The sequence below is a fragment of the Streptomyces sp. NPDC046915 genome, assembly GCF_040644935.1.
In the GTDB taxonomy this organism is placed as follows: Bacteria; Actinomycetota; Actinomycetes; order Streptomycetales; family Streptomycetaceae; genus Streptomyces.
Genome location: NZ_JBEYXB010000004.1, coordinates 427,434 through 445,541, shown reverse-complemented (window position 1 = coordinate 445,541; position 18,108 = coordinate 427,434). Strand labels below are relative to the sequence as shown.

Here is an 18,108-nt window from a genome sequence, read left to right as displayed (position 1 = left end):
AATTTCGGCAACCTTCCCGCATCCGGCGGCGACCCGGGGTCATGACATCTGCACGACGCACGACACGCCACCGCCGGGTACGCGCGGCCCGCAAGCCCGCGATCGGCGCGCTGGCGGCGGCCGGGCTGCTCGCCGGCGCGTGGTACGCGACCGCCGGGGCGGCGACGACCTCCCTCACCGTCACCAGCACAAAGGTCAGCCTGTCGGCCAAGTACCCCTATCTGTCAGCGGGTTACAACGACACCCGGGAGTGGAACCGCACCGCCACCGCGGTCGCGCCCGACGGGACGCTGCGTGTGGCCTGGCCCGCAGCGAACGGCATCCACGTCACCCCGCTGACCTCGGCCGGGAAGCGCTCGGGCGCGGACACGGTCGTCAAGGGCGCCAAGGAGGTCGGCGGGCTGGTCGCGCACAACGACGGCTTCGCGCTGCTCACCCGCGTCGCCGACACCAACAAGTGGCATGAGACGGCCGCCGCGATCGTCCGCTACAAGGGCGGCGCGAAGAGCTGGACGACCAAGCTCACCAGCACCGCCTCCCACGACACCGCCCCGCTGCTGGACGGCCAGTTGACCTGGAACGGCAGCAAGTACGGCGCCTACTTCGTGGTGCACGGAGCGGGCGGCTTCGCCGACGGGCACTACGGCGACAAGCTGTCGTACGTCAGCGCCAAGGGCGCCAGGCTGAGCGGCGGCTGGAGCTGGGGGTGCAGCCACAACGAGGGCATAGCGCTGCACGCGGAGACCTCCGGCGCCTTCACCTCCCTCTGCTTCGACGACTGGCGTTCGGGCCTGTTCGTCTCCACCGGGATCGGCGCCCCGGACGTGGCTCCGGTGGTGCAGCGCGAGCAGTGCTGGGCGGGGTACTGCGGGGGCACCTTCCCCGGCCGCACCGGCGACCTCGTGAAGTCCGCCACCGGCCGCTACGCCACCGCCTTCGCCTCCCGGGGCGCCGCCTCCGCGAAGAAGAACCCGGACGACTCCAGCGGGCGCGGCTGGACGGTCACGCCGAAGACGTCCACCCACCAGGTGGCGATCGCCTTCCTCAAGAACCGCGACTCCGGCCCCGGCAAGGCGGTCTACCTGTCGAACACCAAGGGCACCGAGCACGTGAACGTGCACCTCGCCCCGTACGGCAAGGACAAGCTGCTGCTGTCCTGGGAGTCGCTGAAGAACGCCAGGTGCGCAGCCGGCACCTGCACCGGCACGTTCACCGGCACGCATCTGCGTCTCGTCGACTGGAACGGCAGATTCGTGTCCGCGGACAAGGTGGTGAGCGCGCGGATCACCGGGGACGTCGCGGTCCTCAAGGACGGGACGCTCACCTGGGCCTACGCGCCGGTCACCCCCTCCTACGGCACCAAGCTCACCGGGGCGTCACCGACCACGACGAGCCTGCGGATCGCCCGTCTGACGCCGTGAACCGGAAGGTCCTCGACGGGCCCGCCGCCCAGCGGACCACCAGCTCATGACTCCCCCGCACCTCCACGGTGACCAGTCCCGTGAGGTGCGGGGGTTCCAGCTCGGCACTGAGGCGGGCCAGGGCGACGAACAGGGTCGCCTCCTCGCCCGTCACGCCCTCGAGGTCCTCCGACAGCCCCACGGCGGCGGCGAGTTCGGTCCGTACGCCCTCCGGTGCCGGCCAGCCGGTCACCCGCACCGGTGTCCCGGGAGCCGCGCCCGCCACCAGGTGCGCCCGCACCTCGGCCGCTCCCTCGGCCACCACCAGGCTGATCACCGTGATCCCGTCCCGGACGGTGTGCCGGGAGGCGGCCCAGCCGTCCCCGACGCCCAGCGGCACGATGTCCGTACGGCTCGCGTCGTCGCCGACGATCACGCTGTTGTCCGGCCGGTCGCCGTGGGCGACGGCGGGTGCCGTCACGGTGGAGTAGGCGAGCCGCGTGTAGTGCGGGTCGTAGCGGACGTCCTCGCTGCCGTGGTTGTGCAGGCGGACCAGGCCGTCCGAACGCGTCGACTGGAGCAGCCAGTTGGGGGCGGCGACCGGGGTGACCGCGTCCGCGCGCTCCGCCGGGCCCGGCGCCTCGGCCGCCGTCCACACCTCGTGGTCCGGGGGCAGCAGCAGGCCGAGGAAGCCCTTGCTCGCCCAGTACGGCGACGCGGGTCCCGAATAGCCCTGGAGGACCGCCTCGTCGGGGCCGTGCCAGCCGAGGCTCAGCAGATCCCGGTCGTCGGCCGCTCCCCGGTCCAGGAAGTACTTCAGCGCTCCCGACGCCAGCCGCCGCGTCTCTCCCGGCGCCAGCGGCGTACGGCCCGTGAGCGCACCCAGCCACAGCGGGGCCGTCGTCGCGAAGCGGTAGGTGAGGGAGCGGCCCTGGTGCATCGGGGCACCGTCGGCGCCGAACAGGCGGGCGTAGTCGGCGAGATGGGTTTCGAGGCGGCCGCCATAGAGGTCGAGGAGGCCGGGATCGTCGGCGAGCCAGGCGTGGAGCACCGGGTAGAGGTGCATGGCCCAGCCGTTGTAGTAGTCGAACTTGCGGCCGTCGCCGTCGGTGTACCAGCCGTCGCCGACGTACCACTGCTCGATGCGTTCCAGACCGTGGTCGACGGCCTTGCGGGCGGCGTCGGGCTCGTGGCCGGTCTCCGCGAGGAAGCCGCCCACGGTGACGGGGAACAACTCCCAGTTGCACGGCCAGGGTTCGGCGGTGAGCGCGCCGGCGAGCCAGTCCGCCGCCCGCTGCCGTACGGCGTCGTCCAGGCGGTCCCACAGCAACGGGCGGGTCAGGCGCAGTGCGAGCGCGATCGAGGCGGCCTCGACCAGGGGCTGGCCGCGGTCCTCGATGCGGGGCCAGACGCCCGCGGTGCCCGCGGCGAGGCCTTCGGCGTAACGGCCGAGCGCGGTCTCGTCACGGCGGAAGGCGGCCAGCAGGAGGGTGCGGGCGTACCCCTCCAGGCCGTCGGAGAGGCGGCCCGACCAGCTCGCGCGCTCGCCGGGCAGGTGGTACAGGGCGCGGTCGGGGGTGGCGTACGGCTCCACGGCGGTGAGCAGGGCGTCGGCGGCGGCCTCCCAGTGCGCACGGGTGTAACCGGTGCGAGGGCTGAGGGCGCGGTCGTCGGCGGGCAGGTGCATCAGGTTCCTTCCAGGGCCCGGGGAGGGGGCCTGGGACGCCCCGGTTCCGGTCGGGGCGCCCCAGGGTCACTGTCCCACCCGCACCTTGCCCTTCGGGACCAGGTGCTGGGCGAGGAGTTCGTCGCGGACCAGGCCGGCGTAGACCGTGGCACCGTGTGCGGAGGTGTGCGTGTTGTCCTTCTTCTCGTTGTACAGGTACAGCGCCTTGGAGCCTTCCACGCCCAGCGACTCCACCAGCGCCTTGGTCTTCGCGGTGAGGTCGATCAGCGGGACGTCCTCGGCGGCGGCGACCTGGCGGATCACCTCCGGGTGGTTGACGCCGAGGCCGTTGACCAACAGGGCCGTGTCGTTGTTCAGGGTGCCGTCGGCGTTGAACCAGCGGCGCACGATCGGGGTGACGAGGACCGGTTCACCGCCCTTCTCGCGCACGCCCGCCACCAGTGTCTCCAGGTTCCCCCGGTACGTCGTCTCATCCGTCGTCTTGTCGTTGTGGGCCAACTGGATCAGCACCAGGTCGCCGGGGCGGATCAACGGCTGGACGGTGCCCCACAGTTGCGGGTTCTGAAGATAGGTGACGGTGCTTTCGCCGGAGTCCGCGTAGTTGGCGACGGACAGGCCCTTGCCGAGGTACTGCGGGAGTTGCTGGCCCCAGCCGGAGTACGGGTCGGCGGGCTGGTCGCAGACCGTGGAGTCGCCGACGAGGAGGATCTGGCGGGGGTGCCGGGCGGGGGTGACCCTGATGCCGGCGAGGGCGGGTGCCGAGCCGCCGAGTGCCAGGTCGAGGCCGGGGTTTCCGGCGGGGCCGGTCGGCTCGCCCTCGCGGGTGCGGACGTTCACGGTGAACGCGCGGGTGAGGTGCCGGCCGGCGGCGACGGCGGTCTCGGGGAGCAGGGAGCGCCGGGTCTCGCCGGTGACGGCGGTGCTGGACGCCGTCTCGCCGCCGAGGACCACCTTCACGTCGTAGGTGCCGGGCGGGACGTCGAAGTGGCAGGCGGTGGCGGTGCAGTTGTCGAGGCCGAGGGGTGGTCGCCGGTCGTGGGCGTGGGCGGGCGCGGCCGACAGGACGGCCGTCAGCGTCATGGCCGCCAGCGCGGCCGTACGCACACCGGTGAAACGTCTCACTCCTGGCTCCTCCGTCCCGGCGACATACCTGGCGGCTGGACCGTATCGCTCTCCACAAGCGCTTTCTAGTCCTTAGGTGTTTTTCACAGGACTGCCAAGTGTCTCTCGGTGAAAGCCCTTTCGCGAAATCGATTCAACTGTCACTCTGCCTGACACCCGCACCCCCACATCTCCGAAGGAGGCACCCCCATGTCCGGATCCGTGAACAGGCCGGTCGGACGCCGCACCTTCGTCCTCGGCACGGCCGCGGCCGCCGGTTCGGCCGCCCTCGCCGGACCGCTCGCGACCCCCGCGGCCGCGGCAGGTTTCGGCTACAGCGACGACGGCTCCAACTACGTCGTCGACACCGGCGCCAGCCTGGTCTTCAAGGTCAGCAAGACCAACGGCGACCTGACCTCGCTGGTCTACCGCGGCACCGAGTACCAGGGCTACGGCGGCAAGAACTCGCACGTGGAGTCCGGCCTCGGCACCTCCACGGTGACCGTCAAGCAGTCGGGGACGACGATTCTGATCTCCGTCGCCTTCGGCACGCTGAAGCACTACTACGCGGCCCGCAGCGGCGAGAACAACGTCTACCTGTGGACCGACAAGGCGGACTCCTCGGTCAGCGCCACCCGGTACATCGTGCGCGTCAAGGCGGGCCTCTTCCTCAACGACGAGCCCGACTCCTACACGTACACCACCAGCACCGTCGAGGCCTCGGACGTGTTCGCGAAGTCCGACGGGCAGACGCGGTCCAAGCACTACTCGAAGCTCCGGGTGATGGACTACGACTACATCGGCTGGACGACGGGCGGCGTCGGCCTGTGGATCGTCCGCAGCAACCACGAGAAGGCGTCCGGCGGCCCGTTCTACCGCTCGCTGCTGCGCCACCAGAGCGCGGACGGCGGCGGCCTGTACGAGATCCTGTACTACGGCGAGAACCAGACGGAGTCCGAGCGCTACGGCCTCCAGGGCCCGTACGTCATCGCCTTCACGGACGGCGGGGCGCCCTCCTCGTCGCTGTTCCCGGGCACCCTGACCACGTCGTGGGCGGACTCGCTGGGCATCTCCGGATACGTGCCGGCGAGCGGCCGGGGCCGGGTGGCGGGCGTCGGCATCTCCGGGCGGAACACGGCGTACCCGTACACCGTGGGGCTCGCGAACTCGGCGGCGCAGTACTGGGGGTCGGCGCGGGCGTCGGACGGCTACTTCTCGGTCGGCGGCATACTGCCCGGTGCATACACGCTGACCGTCCACAAAGGCGAGCTGGCTGTGTACAGCACCTCGGTGACGGTGTCCGCCGGCGCCACGACGACCCTGAACACCATCGCCGTCCCGTCCTCCAACGACCCGGGCAACGCCACCGCCGTCTGGCGGATCGGCGACTGGAACGGCTCCCCGGGCGGCTTCAAGAACGCGGACCTGATGACGTACGCGCACCCCTCCGACGTCCGGGCCGCCTCCTGGACCGGCAACGTGGTGATCGGCAGCGGCAGCGAGACGTCCGCCTTCCCGTGCTACCTCTGGAAGGACGTCAACAGCGGCATCGTCGTCTACTTCAAGCTGACCGCCGCCCAGGCCGCCGCCGCGCACACCTTGCGCATCGGCGTCACGACGGCCTACGCCAACGGCCGCCCCCAGGTCGTCGTCAACGACACCTGGACCTCCGCCATCCCCTCCCCGCCCACCCAGCCGAGCACCCGGTCGCTGACCGTGGGCTCGTACCGGGGCAACAACTACACCTTCAGCTACAGCATCCCGGCGTCCGCCTGGCAGACGGACACCAGTGCCTACAACACCCTGAAGATCTACGTGGTGAGCGGTTCGGGGACGACGTCCTATCTCAGCGCGGGCACGTCGGTCGACGCCATCGATCTGCTGGCGTGAGCCGCCGGCTGTTCGTCATGTACCGCGTGTCCACTGCTGGTTGGTGCCTCCGTTGCAGGTGTACGTGATGATCGCGGCGGAGTTGGCGGTGGACGCGCCGGAAACGTCCAGGCACTCGCCGGTGGTGCGGGCCTTGAGGGTCACGTAGGAACCGGAGGCGGTCAGCGACCACTGCTGGCCGGTGGCCGAGGCGTTGCAGTTCTCCTGGGTGACGGTGGCGGCGTTCTCCTGCACGCACAGGGAGCTGTTCCTGACCACCAGTTGGTAGTAGCCGCTGCCGACGGACTTGAACCAGTACTTCTGGTTGTTGCCGCCGTTGCAGTCGTACTGCTTGATCTGGGCACCCTGCCACAGCGACTGGCTGGTGATGTCGGCGCACCTGCCGCTGTGCCGGGCGACCAGCGTGTTGTACGTGGCGGCGGTCCCGGTGACCGTCCCGGCGGCCGTGTCGACGGTGACCTCGGGGTACCAGGACATGGACATCGTGGTGGAGGTCGGGAAGGTCAGCGGCAGCCACACGTAGCGGGAGTCGTTGACGGTGCCGCCGAAGGAGTTGCCCCAGCGGTCGCCCATGTAGAGGTAGGACGTGCCGGATGTCCCCTGTAGGGGAAGAACGTATGCGGTCTGCGATCCGTAGGCGGTCGAGTCGCCGACGTTCGTCATCGACGTCCACGGGCCGGCGAGGGAGGTCGCGGTGGCGTACTGCTGCTGGTTGGGGTTCCAGCCGGTCGCGGCCGAGGTCAGCATGAAGTAGACGCTGCCGCGCTTGAACAGCGCCGGGGCCTCGCGGTGGCCGCCCGGCCAGGGGTTGGCGACCAGGCTCGCGATGCCGGTGTAGTCGGCGGTGAGCTTGTAGATCTGGAGGTCGTAGTTCTCGTTGGCGGCGGAGACCATGTAGGCCGTGCCGTCCGTGTCGACGAACGTGGTGATGTCCCGGGACATGTACTGGCCCAGCGGGCGGAAGCTGCCCTGGTAGGTGTACGTCCCGTCGACGGTGCTGGAGACGGCGACGGCGGCGCGGGCCTCGCTGTAGTCGGTGCCGTTCTCCTTGTGCATCCACATGACGAACTTGCCGGTGGCGGCGTTGTAGATGACCTTGGGCCGCTCGATGTAGGCGGTGGCCAGCTCCGAGGCGCTGGACTGGGTGAGGACGTGGCCCCGGAACTCCCAGCTCTTGAGGTCGGTGGACCGGTAGGCGTCCACGTACCGGAAGGTGTTGTCGGAGTTCCGGTCCTCGCCGAACCAGTAGTAGTAGGACCCGACCTTGATGACTCCGCCGCCGTGGGCGTGCAGGACGGCGCCCGAAGTGTCCGTGAAACCGGTGCCGTCGGTGACGGTCGCGGCCGCGGCCTGGGCGGGCCCGGCGGTCGCCAGAGCCGCGGCGAGGGCGCAGCACAGGGCCAGGAGGATCGCGTACACACGTCTCATCTCAGGCACTCTCCTTCACGGTGTCGGCGACGGGCACACCGAAGTCCGGGGTGCCGTCCGGGTTCCAGCCGAACTTCTGGATCCGGGTGTGGCGGTTGGGGTCGTTCAGCGGGTCGCCGGTGATCTCCTTGTACTGGCGGGCGTGGTAGACGAGGACGTCGGTGCGGCCGTCCTCGGCGACCGTGAAGCAGTTGTGGCCGGGGCCGTACTGCTTGGTGCTGTCGTTGCTGGTGAAGACGGGGGCCGGCGACTTGGACCAGTTCGCCGGGTCCATGAGGTCGCCGCGGGCGTCGGCGGTGAGCAGGCCGACGCAGTAGTGGTAGTCGGTGGCGCTGGCCGAGTAGGTCAGGAAGACGCGTCCGTTGCGCTTCAGGACGTACGGGCCCTCGTTGACCTTGTAGCCGACGCACTCCCAGTCGTACTCGGGTGTGGAGAGCCGGATCTGAGGCCCTGTCAGGGTCCAGGGGTCGGCCATCTCCGAGAGCCACAGCGCGGTGTTGTTGTCCATGCCGGGCTCGTGCTGGGCCCAGGCGAGGTAGTGGGTGCCGCGGTGGGTGAAGGTGGTGGCGTCCAGGGAGAAGGTCTCCCAGGCCGTCTTGATCTGGCCCTTTTCGGTCCAGGTGCCCTTGAGGGGGTTGGGGTGGGCGTTCTCCAGGACCCAGATGCGGATCGCCCATACGTCCTCGGCGGGCGCGGAGGCGAAGTAGATGTACCACTTGCCGTCGACGCGGTGCAGTTCCGGCGCCCAGATGTGCGCGCCCATCGGGCCGGTGGTGTGTGCCCGCCAGATCACCGATTCGGCGGCGGTGGCGAGGCCGTTCAGGGTGCGGGAGCGGCGCAGGACGATGCGGTCGTACTCGGGGACGGTGGCCGTGAAGTAGTAGGAGCCGTCGGTGTGGCGGGTGATGTGGGGGTCGGCTCGCCGGGGAACGAGGGGGTTCAGGTAGGGGGCTGCCTTCCGGGGCGCGGACGCGGCGGACGCCGTGGGGGCCCCGGACACGGCGGTCAGGGCGACACCCGCGGCGGCGCCCTTCAGCAGCACTCTCCGGCTGGGGACTCGGGGCAGGTCGTGATCGCGGCTCATGCGGACTGCCTCTCGGTGGGGGAGACATGAGGATGTTCGAGATCACGGACATGATCTGTGATTACGAACGCCGAAAAGGTAAGGGTGAGCCACCACGGGGTCAACGGGTCTGACGGGACAAGGGGGTAAGCGATTTCTGAGGACGGATTTCCGAGAGCGGATTTCTGTTATCGGCCGACTCCCCGTCCGTCTCCCAGTACGTGCGCAGCCATATCCACAGGACAGCAGCGACCGTCGGCGCCCTCGCGACGGTCGCCCTCATGATCGGCGCTCCCCCGGCCGCGGCCGGCACCCGTGACGTCACCGCCGACGTGCTCGCGGGCCGGGACGTCACGCTCAGCGGCGACACCGTGGTCACCGTGCCCGCCGGGACCACGACGTACGACGGCGTCTTCCACGGCGAGGGCACCCTCACCGTGCGCGGTGGCGGAACGCTGATCCTCACCAGGGACAGCGACTTCACCCTGCCGAAGTCCCGGCAGCGGCAGGCGGTACGGACGGAGGGCGGCAACCACCCGTACGTCACCGTCACCCGCCCGGACCCGCCGGCCGTCACGGTCGAGCGCGGGGCGACCCTCCAGTACGGAAACGGCGGCACGGCCGGGCTGATCGGCCACTTCCCCTACGACACCCCGGCGTTCCGCCTCAACCAGGACAACATCCGGGTGGACGGCACCCTGCGGCTGTCCCTCAAGAGCGCCTACAACCTGGGCACGGTCAGCGGCTCCGGTCTGATCACCCAGCCGAGGTTCCTCTGGGGCACCTGGGACCTCTCCGGCACCCACCCCTTCTCCGGGGTGATCGACAACGGCACCGGGCTCAACGCCGGACGGCCGGAGTACGCGACCTCGCTGCCGAACGTGCGCAAGGTCCTCAACCAGGGCACCTGGACCGTCGACACCCCGCTGGGCCGGACCGTCACCATGGGGATGGACTTCTACCAGCGCGAGTACGGCAGCGACATCAACGTGCAGTCCCGGCCGGGCGGCAAGGTCGTGCTCACCGGCCAGTACAGCTGGTCGAACCGGGGCGGCGACACCGATCCCTCGCTGAGCGACCCCGCCCTGAACTGGACGCCCGCGCGGAAGAACGTCAACAAGCGCGGCACCAACATCAAGGGCGCGAACGTCCAGTGGGGCGACGGCACCACGGACAGGATCTTCATGCCGGGCACCGCCGAGACCGTCTACATCAATCTGCTGGCCGCCCGGTCCCGTTCACTGCTCACCTTCGACTACAACGGGCCCGTGACGCTGGGCGCCCCCATCGGCGGCGGCAAGTACCACGACACGCTGGCCGCGCCCGGCGCCGGCGACATCGTCGTCAAGGGCACGAAGGGCAACGACGTCACCTTCGCGGCCATCCAGTACTACAACGGCTCGACGACCGTCGAGAAGAACGCCGTGCTGCGGCTGGGCAGCGGCAAGTACGGCGGCGACGGCGGACTGTATACAAAAGGCGGCCTCTACAGGATCGTCGACAACGGCTCGCTGGTCCTGAACAACAAGTACACGGGCCTGACCCTGTCCCGGATCAGCGGCAGCGGCTCCCTCACCCAGTCGGGCGCGGCGCCCCTCACGCTCACCGGCAGCGCGGTGACGTACACCGGCACGACCACCGTCACCAGCGGCATCCTCGCCCTGCGCGAGGGCGCCACCCTCACCCGCAGCAAGGCGATCCGGCTCACGTCGGCCGACGCACGGCTGGACACGGGCTCCTCGGCACTGCGCGTGGCCACCGCGCTCACCGGTGAGGGCACGGTGCGGGGTTCGGTGACGAACGACGGTGTGGTCGCCGGGGGTCTGACCGTGACGGGGGACTACACCCAGCGCGCGGAGGGCGAACTGGTGCTGCGCGGCGGGCCGTTGCGGGTGGCGGGCAGGCTTCGGCTGGCCGGTTCCTTCGACATGTCCGCGGCCGGTGGCGACCCCGCGCCGGAGATCACCGTCGTCGATCACCAGGGAGAGTCCGGGACCGTCGGCGCCTTCGACGGCCTGCGCGAGGGCGCCGAGGTGAAGCTGGCGGACACCGTCTACCGGATCACCTACCGGGGCGGCGACGGCAACGACGTCGTCCTCACCGCCGTCGCGGACAGCCCGGCGGCGAGCGCCCGCCCCGAGGCCGCGACAGGCCCGAAGGCGGCCGACACCCGGAGCACGAGCAGCGCGGCCGAGGGTTTCGGCTGGTGGCCTTACGTCCTCGCGGTCGGCCTGCTGGGCGGGCTGATGCTCCCCGCCAGCGTGCGCGGGCGGGGCAGGGCGCGGCGACGGGGCGGACGGCACACCGCGGGCTGAGCTTCGGCGCCCGCCGGGCGCGCTAGGGGCTGTGTGAGGTTGCGATCGGTCTTGGGTTCCATTCCCGTGTGGGGGTGGGGTCTGGTAGGCCGCCGGTGTCTTCACCGGCCAAAAAAAGGGGGCGGCCCGCCGGAACACGACGGGCAGGGCCCGGCCTACCCGTCCCGCTCCAACCGCTTCTACCTCACCCACTTGATCACAACTAGAAGCCTGATGCTTCTAGAGCCTGTCGGGCCTGCGGGTCAGCCCCTGACCTGCGTGTCGAGGAACCTCGCCGTGGTCCGCTGGGGCGCGCCGCACGCGGCTACGGAATTCTGGTACCACTGCTTCCACGGGCCGTAGACGGTGTACGTGTTGCCGTTGATGCCGTCCGTGCAGAGGATCTTGATCCGCTGCTCTCCCGGGCCGTAGTGGCAGGTCGAACTGATCGAGTAGGTGTTGATCTCGTGGAACCCGCAGCCGTGCGGCGCGGCACTGGCCGGGGTGGCCAAGGCGATGGGCGCGGCCACGGCGATGCCGCCGAGCAGAAGCGGGGTGGAGAGGAGCGAGGTGAGCTTCCTCTTGCCGAGCGTCTTCCTGTTGAACACAAGATCCCCTTTGTTCGGGCCGGCTGGTCAGGCCGGCCGCGCGCCGTCGGTTGTGGATGACCGACAGGCTGGTCGCGAAGCACGATACTGATCCGTCGCCGATCATGTCCACGCATTTGGCGGCCGCCCCTGCTGCCCTTCTTCTTGCGGTTGGCGGCCTGGGTTGCGGGGGGCGGCCGACGGGCCGGCCGGTATCTCCCGCCACTGCCCACCCGTGCGAAACGGCCAGATCATCCCCTCGAACTGCTGCCGCAACCGCTCGGGGAACGGCCCGAACCGCCCTATCGGCAAGAAGGGATCGATCAGAACCGGATACCTGCCCTAGGCGGGCTCCTCCGCCGGGCCGCGCCGGCCGCGCAGCCACACGTAGACCGGGATGCCCGCGAAGAGGAACAGCACGCCCTGGTAGACGGCGGCGTAGCCGGCGCCCGCGATCAGCCAGAAGGAGAAGGCGAAGGAGAGGGCGGCGACGATCAGGTCGCGGGTGAGGCCGGCGGGGCGGACGCGGTCGCGGCTGCCGCGGGCCAGCCAGTACAGCTGGGCCGCCGCCGAGAGCAGGTACGGGACGCAGCCGGTGAAGGTGGTGATGAGGACGAGGACGCGGAAGGTGGTGTCCGGGCCCGCCGTGTAGTTCAGGGCGATCAGGACCGTGCCGAGGACCGCGCAGGCCCACACGCCGAACGCGGGCACCCCACCCTTGCCGGCCTTGGCGAAGGGCGCGGGGAAGAGTCCGTCGCGGGCGGCGGCGTACGGCATCTGCGCGGCCATCAGGATCCAGCCGTTGAGGCAGCCGGTGATGGAGGCGACGGCGACCAGGGCGATCGCGGTGCCACCCCAGTGGCCGCCGGTGATCGCGTTCACCGCGTCGGCGAAGGGCGCGCCGGAGTTCACGAGCCTGTCGTGCGGGACCAGGCCGAAGACGGCGACCGTGCCGAGGAGGTAGACGAGGGCGGAGCCGAGGGTGCCGAGGACGCTCGCGCGGCCGACCGTGCGCTCGGGGTCGTCGACCTCGCCCGCGCTGACCGCGGCCGACTCCACGCCGAGGAAGCTGTAGAGCAGCAGCGCGGCGGAGGCGGCGACGGCACCGGGGACGCTGCCGCCGGAGGCGTTGAAGGGGCCGAAGTTGTCGGTGTCGACGAAGAACAGGCCGACGGTGGCGACGAGCAGCAGGGGTACGAACTTCAGGACGGTGGACACGATCTGCACCGCGCCGACCCAGCGGGTGCCGGCGAAGTTCGCGGCGGCGGGCAGCCACAGCGCGGCGGCGGCGACGATGCCTTCCGCGAGGTGGTTGCCGTGCAGGGGGACGAGGACGTCGACGTAGCCGACGACGGCGACCGCGAGGGCGGCGATGCTGACCCAGCACATCGTCCAGTACGACCAGGCCGACAGGAAGCCCGCGAACGGGCCGAAGGCGTCGCGCGGATAGACGTACAGCCCGCCGGTGACCGGGCTGCGCCGGGCCAGCCGGCCGAAGAGCAGCGCGAGCAGCACGGCGGCGACGGACAGGACGAGGAAGGCGAGCAGACTGACCGTGCCGTACGGGGCGACGGTCGCGGGCAGCGCGAAGATGCCGCCGCCGATGATGTTGCCCATGACGAGGGCGGTGGCGGCGCCGAGCCCGAAGGCGCGGCGGCGCGGAGCCGGGGAGAGCTCCGACGGGGTGGTCTCGGTGGGGCTGGGGGAGGTCATGGCGGTTCCGGTGTGAACAGGGGTGGGGAGGGCGTGATCGTAACCCGGCTCCCACATGGTGGGCGATCTGTTCATGTACTGGACATACTCGGCTGTCCGCACCCGCTTGGACTAGCGTCGGGGCATGACCAGCGCCACCCCTCCCCCGCCCGCCGAAACCCTCGCCGAAGCCCTCGCCGCCGGCACCGTCGTGCTCGACGGCGGCATGTCCAACCAGCTCGAGTCCGCCGGGCACGACCTGAGCGACGAGCTGTGGTCGGCGCGCCTGCTCGCCGAGCGGCCGGAGGCGCTCACCGAGGCGCACCTCGCCTACTTCGAGGCGGGCGCGAACGTGGCGATCACCGCCAGCTACCAGGCCACCTTCGAGGGCTTCGCGAAACGCGGGATCGACCGGAAGGAGGCGGCCCGGCTGCTCACGCTGAGCGTGGAGCTGGCCCGGGAGGCGGCGCGGCGGGCCCACGCCGGGGGGACGGCGCGCCCGCTGTGGGTGGCGGCTTCCGTCGGCCCGTACGGGGCGATGCTCGCGGACGGCTCCGAGTACCGGGGACGGTACGGGCTGAGCGTGGCCGAGCTGGAGCGCTTCCACCGGCCCCGTCTGGAGGTGCTGGCGGCGGCCGGGCCCGACGTGCTGGCCCTGGAGACGGTCCCGGACGCGGACGAGGCGGCGGCGCTGCTGCGGGCGGTGCGCGGATTGGATACACCCGCCTGGCTTTCGTATACCGTCGACGGCGGTCGTACCCGCGCCGGACAACCCCTGGAGGACGCGTTCGCCCTGGCCGCCGACGCCGACGAGGTGATCGCGGTCGGCGTCAACTGCTGCGCCCCCGAGGACGTGGAGCACGCGATCGAGACCGCGGTCCGGGTGACCGGCAAGCCGGTGGTGGTCTACCCCAACAGCGGCGAGGCCTGGGACGCCGGGGCCCGCGCCTGGAACGGCCGCTCCAGCTTCTCCGCCGAGCAGGTCGAGGCCTGGCGGAAGACGGGCGCCCGGCTGATCGGCGGCTGCTGCCGGGTGGGCCCGGAGGCGATCGCGTCGATCGCACGAACGCTGGACGCGGCCTGAGGACAGGCTCGCCGTCTCGCCGCAGGGGGTCCCCGCGTCCTTTTGGGCTTGCCCCCCTGCCTGGAACCGGTTGCCGGCATGTTGCCGCTGTTCCCTAGGGCGGGGAGAGGGGCGAGGGGCTTGACCAGGAAGAGCGGGGACGCCGGACGGAGCACGATCCGGGACGTGGCGGCACGGGCGGGGGTGTCCGCCTCGACGGTGTCCCGGGTGCTGGGCGGTGACTACCCGGTGAGCACGGCGACGCGCACACGTGTGCTGCGGGCGGTGCGCGAGATGGACTATGTCGCCGACGCCCGCGCCAAGGCCGTCGCCGGGGCCGGCACGCCCACGCTGGCCTTCGTCCTCGAGGACATCACCGGGCCGTCGTTCGCGCACATGGCGCACGGCGTGGAACGCGAAGCGGCCCGGCTCGGGCACCTGTGCCTGGTGTGCGGCACGGACGGGGAGGTCCGGCACGAGCTGGAGTTCGTCGAGATGACGCGCGCGCAGCGGGCCGCCGCCGTGATCCTGGTCGGCGGGGCGGCGGACACTCCCGAGTACCGCGAGCGCACCCGCCGGATCGCCGACTCGCTGGCGTCGGCCGGTTCCCGGCTGGTGCTGTGCGGCCGCCCGCCGCTGGGGCCGGGCGCGCCGGTGACGGTCATCGAGTACGACAACGAGGGCGGCGCCTACGCCCTGGTCGCTCATGTCCTCGCCCAGGGCCACCGGCGGGTGCTGTTCCTGGGCGGCAAGCCGGACCACACCACGGCGCAGGGCCGTGAGCGCGGCTACCTGGCCGCCCACCGCGCCCGCGGCGTGGAGACCGACCCCGAGCTGCTGCTGCACGGCGACTTCACCCGCGACTCGGGGCACCGGCTGATGAGGGAGGCGCTGCGGCGGGGGCTGGAGTTCACGGCGGTGGTGGCCGCCACGGACATGGTGGCGGCGGGGGCGCTGACCGCCCTGCACGAGGCGGGCCTCGACGTGCCGGGTGACGTGTCGCTGGCCGGGTACGACGACATCCCGTTCGCCCGGGACCTGTATCCGGCCCTGACCACGGTCCACGTCCCGTACGAGGAGCTGGGCCGCCTCGCCGTGCGCACCGCGCTCGGCCACACCGCCGACTCGGCCGACGAGCACCTGCTGCTGGGCACGCACGTGGTGGTGCGGGACTCGGTGGCGAGTCCGGCCGGCTCGGCGGACACGGCGGACACGGCGGACCGCTGACGGCCGGCCGCCGCGGACAGCGGCCGGCACCGGTTCTCAGTGCGGGCGGACGCCGACCGACCGGCGCAGCCTGCGTACCGTCGCCGCGAGTTCGGCGCTGCGGGCGGTGTGTGTGCCGTCGAGCGCGATCGGTGTCCCGGCTGTCCCGGCGGCGGTCGACCACAGTCCGACCTCGGTGTCCCGGGGACCGTATGCGGTATACGGTTCACCGTCGCCGAGGATCCGTACGGGGTGGGCCGGGTCCCACGACTCCCATCCCGGATCCCCGCCGGTCACGAACCGCACCCAGGCCGAGTGCATCGTGTCGGCCAGCTCCTGCGGCGCCCCCTCGCCGGCCAGCCAGGCGGATTCCGGGACGTCCCCGGAGTCGAAGACGAAGCCGAGCTCCAGGGCGTGGCAGGCGCCCAGCCGGGGCAGGTTCGAGGGCCACGCGAACTCGTAGACGTACGACGATCCGGGCCGGGCGTCGGCCAGGCGGTGCATCGGGACCCGCAGCAGATGGTCGGTGACCAGCTGCCCGACTAGCTCGGCGGGTGAGGCGTCCGGGTGCAGGGTGCGGTAGCCGCGGGGCACCTCGTGGCCGCAGTGGCAGCGGGCCATGGCACCGGCCACGGCCACCGCGCCGAGCCGGTCGACGCGCTCGATCAGCCCGCCCGGCACCAGCCACAGCCGGTACTCGTCCCGGGTCCAGCCCATGAGCAGGTCGACGTCGCGTGCGGCCTCGCCGTCGATCAGTGCCTGGAGCGGGTCGCGCGGGACGAGGTCGCCGTCGACGACGATGCCGAAGGACGGGCCGCCCAGCACCGGGCTGCTGAGCCGGCCGGCCTCGGCCTGGGTGTGCAGCAGCAGGTCCCGGTCGACGGCGGCGAAGGCCTCGGCGGTGGCGGGGATCTTCAGCCGGTTCGCCATGCGGCGCACCATCCGCCGTACCTTTTCGCGCTCCGCGGCCTCCGGGGCCCCGCTCTGGAGCACGGCCCGCCGGACGAGGCCCTGTGCCTGGGGTGCGGCGAGCAGGGCGCCGGCGCTGATGGCACCGGCCGACTGCCCGGCCAGGGTCACCTGTTCGGGGTCGCCGCCGAAGGCCGCGATGGAGGCGTGCACCCAGCGCAGGGCGGCCAGCTGGTCGCGCAGGCCGGGGTTGGCGGGGGTGTCCGGGAACAGTCCGTAGCCCTCCGTTCCCAGCCGGTAGTTCACGGAGACGAAGACGACGCCGTCGCGGGCGAAGGCGTGCCCGTCGTAGACGGGCACGGCGGAGGAACCCCTGGTCAGGGCGCCGCCGTGCAGCCATACGAGGACGGGGAGCCGGGCCGCGGGGCCCGGCTCGGGGGTCCATACGTTGAGGTTCAGGCAGTCGTCGCCGGGCACCACCGGGTCGGACAGGTACTGCGCGAAGGCCTCCGAGTACGGCGGTTTCGGCGCCGTGGGCCCGAAGGCGCCCGCGTCGCGCACCCCGTCCCAGAGTTCGGGCGGCTCGGGCGGGCGGAACCGGAGCGGCCCGAACGGCGGGGCGGCGTAAGGGATGCCGCGGAAGACGGCGATCCCGTGCTCGTACCTGCCGCGCACCGCCCCGTGCGGCGTTCTGACGACGGGGTCCGTCCGGTCTGCCGTCATATGACCACCAGCCCTTCGCGGTACTCGTGCACGGGTAACACCACAGCACCACATCACTGCCGGGTATTCCGCCGCTCGAACGCGCGCTGAGGGCTATTTGGCGTACATGAGAGTGCCGAAGCCCAGCCGGCTGCTGCTGGTCGTAGCCTCCGCTGTTGACATCCTCCCCCTCTTAGGACAGGGGGATTCCAATCCGGATGGATTGAGGTTCACGGGCGCTCGAGCGGCTGGCGGCCGCTGTCACCCCTCCGGCACCGGCTGTTCGCCGGGGCGGGGGATCCCGCCCTGTCCTGCCGCGACGTTGATACTTGCGTTCTCATCGGCGTTGCAGGTGAAGCCACAGGACACACAGACGAAGTCGGCTTGGCTCTTGCGCGACTTCTTCTCGATCCATCCGCAGGCACTGCACCGCAGCGACGTAAAAGGTGCGGGCACATCTTCGACCCGGCCCGGAGCCTTCTGCTCCGTGCGCTGCCTCAGCAGTCCGCAGCCCTGAGCGAGGATGCCCCGGTTCAGCCCTGCCTTCTGTCGAACGTTGGTGCCAGGCTGCTCGACCGTACCCTTCGCCGAGCGCGTCATGGTCCTGATGCTCAGCTTCTCGAACCGCACCAGGCGGCACGACCTGGCAAGCATCGTGCTGGTCTTCTCGCACCCGTCCTTGCGCCGATTCGCCTCACGCGCCTTCAACCGGGCGACCTTCGCGTGCTCGGCGGCCCTGCCCTCACTGCCCCTCGGCGCGCGGGCGGCACGCCGCTGGTGCTTGCGGATCTGGGCGCGCTCCCTGACCGTGAGCTGCGGGCAGTTCAGCTTCCGGCCGTCGGACAGAGCGGCCGTGATGGTCACACCCCGGTCGATGCCGATGACCTCGCCCGTTGCCGGCGGGTCGATCGGCTCGGGGACGACGGCGAACGCAACATGCCACTGCCCGTTACGGAAGGTGACCCGGAACGTCTTCGCGACGGGCAGTTCCGCACGGGTGAGGCGGAAACGCACCCAGCCACAGCCGGGCACCTTCACCCGCGCCCACCGCCGGTTCAGCCTCTGCACCACGACCGAGCGGCCCAT

Annotated in this window: 13 protein-coding genes; 5 read left to right on the top strand and 8 right to left on the bottom strand. The window is 71.3% G+C overall.

Annotated elements, in window-relative coordinates; all coding sequences use genetic code 11:
• Positions 1-41 precede the first annotated feature (41 nt).
• Positions 42-1,421: a hypothetical protein gene (locus ABZ915_RS13255; RefSeq protein ID WP_361800559.1), complete on the top strand. Its 1,380-nt coding sequence runs from the start codon at positions 42-44 to the stop codon at positions 1,419-1,421.
• Here ABZ915_RS13255 and ABZ915_RS13250 read toward each other — a convergent pair.
• Complete coding sequence (locus ABZ915_RS13250) at positions 1,366-3,087, bottom strand: DUF2264 domain-containing protein (RefSeq protein ID WP_361800556.1); 1,722 nt, start codon at positions 3,085-3,087, stop codon at positions 1,366-1,368. The genes ABZ915_RS13255 and ABZ915_RS13250 overlap by 56 nt on opposite strands.
• 66 nt (positions 3,088-3,153) lie before the next feature.
• A complete protein-coding gene (locus ABZ915_RS13245; RefSeq protein WP_361800994.1) occupies positions 3,154-4,167 on the bottom strand; it encodes a rhamnogalacturonan acetylesterase in 1,014 nt (337 codons plus the stop codon).
• A gap of 231 nt (positions 4,168-4,398) precedes the next feature.
• On the opposite strand from ABZ915_RS13245, the gene ABZ915_RS13240 reads away from it, so the two are divergent.
• Entirely contained in the window at positions 4,399-6,078 is a 1,680-nt protein-coding gene (locus ABZ915_RS13240) for a rhamnogalacturonan lyase B N-terminal domain-containing protein (RefSeq protein WP_361800553.1), read from the top strand.
• Between the two features lie 15 nt (positions 6,079-6,093).
• Here the strand turns inward: ABZ915_RS13240 and ABZ915_RS13235 are convergent, their stop codons facing one another.
• Both ABZ915_RS13235 and ABZ915_RS13230 read right to left on the bottom strand, forming a co-directional pair.
• Positions 6,094-7,506: an RICIN domain-containing protein gene (locus tag ABZ915_RS13235; RefSeq protein WP_361800550.1), complete on the bottom strand. Its 1,413-nt coding sequence runs from the start codon at positions 7,504-7,506 to the stop codon at positions 6,094-6,096.
• A 1-nt stretch (position 7,507) separates the two neighbouring features.
• Positions 7,508-8,590 carry a glycoside hydrolase family 43 protein gene (locus tag ABZ915_RS13230; protein ID WP_361800547.1) on the bottom strand — a complete coding sequence of 361 codons (1,083 nt, stop codon included), beginning with the start codon at positions 8,588-8,590 and terminating at the stop codon, positions 7,508-7,510.
• Positions 8,591-8,850: 260 nt separating this feature from the next.
• On the opposite strand from ABZ915_RS13230, the gene ABZ915_RS13225 reads away from it, so the two are divergent.
• Complete coding sequence (locus ABZ915_RS13225; RefSeq protein ID WP_361800544.1) at positions 8,851-10,884, top strand: autotransporter; 2,034 nt, start codon at positions 8,851-8,853, stop codon at positions 10,882-10,884.
• A 242-nt stretch (positions 10,885-11,126) separates the two neighbouring features.
• Here the strand turns inward: ABZ915_RS13225 and ABZ915_RS13220 are convergent, their stop codons facing one another.
• Both ABZ915_RS13220 and ABZ915_RS13215 read right to left on the bottom strand, forming a co-directional pair.
• The gene (locus ABZ915_RS13220) at positions 11,127-11,471 is read right to left on the bottom strand and encodes a hypothetical protein (protein ID WP_361800541.1); all 345 of its coding nucleotides are present in this window, start codon (positions 11,469-11,471) and stop codon (positions 11,127-11,129) included.
• Between the two features lie 321 nt (positions 11,472-11,792).
• A complete protein-coding gene (locus ABZ915_RS13215) occupies positions 11,793-13,163 on the bottom strand; it encodes an amino acid permease (RefSeq protein WP_361800538.1) in 1,371 nt (456 codons plus the stop codon).
• A gap of 124 nt (positions 13,164-13,287) precedes the next feature.
• On the opposite strand from ABZ915_RS13215, the gene mmuM reads away from it, so the two are divergent.
• Both mmuM and ABZ915_RS13205 read left to right on the top strand, forming a co-directional pair.
• On the top strand, positions 13,288-14,226 hold the full coding sequence (gene mmuM, locus ABZ915_RS13210) for a homocysteine S-methyltransferase (RefSeq protein WP_361800535.1): 939 nt from the start codon (positions 13,288-13,290) through the stop codon (positions 14,224-14,226).
• A gap of 120 nt (positions 14,227-14,346) precedes the next feature.
• The gene (locus ABZ915_RS13205) at positions 14,347-15,432 is read left to right on the top strand and encodes a LacI family DNA-binding transcriptional regulator (RefSeq protein WP_361800532.1); all 1,086 of its coding nucleotides are present in this window, start codon (positions 14,347-14,349) and stop codon (positions 15,430-15,432) included.
• A gap of 36 nt (positions 15,433-15,468) precedes the next feature.
• Here the strand turns inward: ABZ915_RS13205 and ABZ915_RS13200 are convergent, their stop codons facing one another.
• Together ABZ915_RS13200 and ABZ915_RS13195 are read right to left on the bottom strand one after the other, a co-directional pair.
• Positions 15,469-17,043 (bottom strand): carboxylesterase family protein, encoded by a 1,575-nt coding sequence (locus ABZ915_RS13200; RefSeq protein ID WP_361800529.1) that lies wholly within the window; start codon positions 17,041-17,043, stop codon positions 15,469-15,471.
• Between the two features lie 240 nt (positions 17,044-17,283).
• On the bottom strand, positions 17,284-18,108 hold the full coding sequence (locus ABZ915_RS13195; RefSeq protein ID WP_361800526.1) for a transposase: 825 nt from the start codon (positions 18,106-18,108) through the stop codon (positions 17,284-17,286).

Bases quoted from the DNA above. Each gene is read 5' to 3' on its own strand.
- ABZ915_RS13195 (WP_361800526.1), bottom strand. From the start codon at position 18,108: ATGGGCCGCTCGGTCGTGGTGCAGAGGCTGAACCGGCGGTGGGCGCGG.
- ABZ915_RS13215 (WP_361800538.1), bottom strand. From the start codon at position 13,163: ATGACCTCCCCCAGCCCCACCGAGACCACCCCGTCGGAGCTCTCCCCG.
- ABZ915_RS13230 (WP_361800547.1), bottom strand. From the start codon at position 8,590: ATGAGCCGCGATCACGACCTGCCCCGAGTCCCCAGCCGGAGAGTGCTG.
- ABZ915_RS13235 (WP_361800550.1), bottom strand. From the start codon at position 7,506: ATGAGACGTGTGTACGCGATCCTCCTGGCCCTGTGCTGCGCCCTCGCC.
- ABZ915_RS13240 (WP_361800553.1), top strand. From the start codon at position 4,399: ATGTCCGGATCCGTGAACAGGCCGGTCGGACGCCGCACCTTCGTCCTC.
- ABZ915_RS13250 (WP_361800556.1), bottom strand. From the start codon at position 3,087: ATGCACCTGCCCGCCGACGACCGCGCCCTCAGCCCTCGCACCGGTTAC.
- ABZ915_RS13200 (WP_361800529.1), bottom strand. From the start codon at position 17,043: ATGACGGCAGACCGGACGGACCCCGTCGTCAGAACGCCGCACGGGGCG.
- ABZ915_RS13255 (WP_361800559.1), top strand. From the start codon at position 42: ATGACATCTGCACGACGCACGACACGCCACCGCCGGGTACGCGCGGCC.
- ABZ915_RS13245 (WP_361800994.1), bottom strand. From the start codon at position 4,167: ATGACGCTGACGGCCGTCCTGTCGGCCGCGCCCGCCCACGCCCACGAC.
- mmuM (WP_361800535.1), top strand. From the start codon at position 13,288: ATGACCAGCGCCACCCCTCCCCCGCCCGCCGAAACCCTCGCCGAAGCC.
- ABZ915_RS13225 (WP_361800544.1), top strand. From the start codon at position 8,851: ATGATCGGCGCTCCCCCGGCCGCGGCCGGCACCCGTGACGTCACCGCC.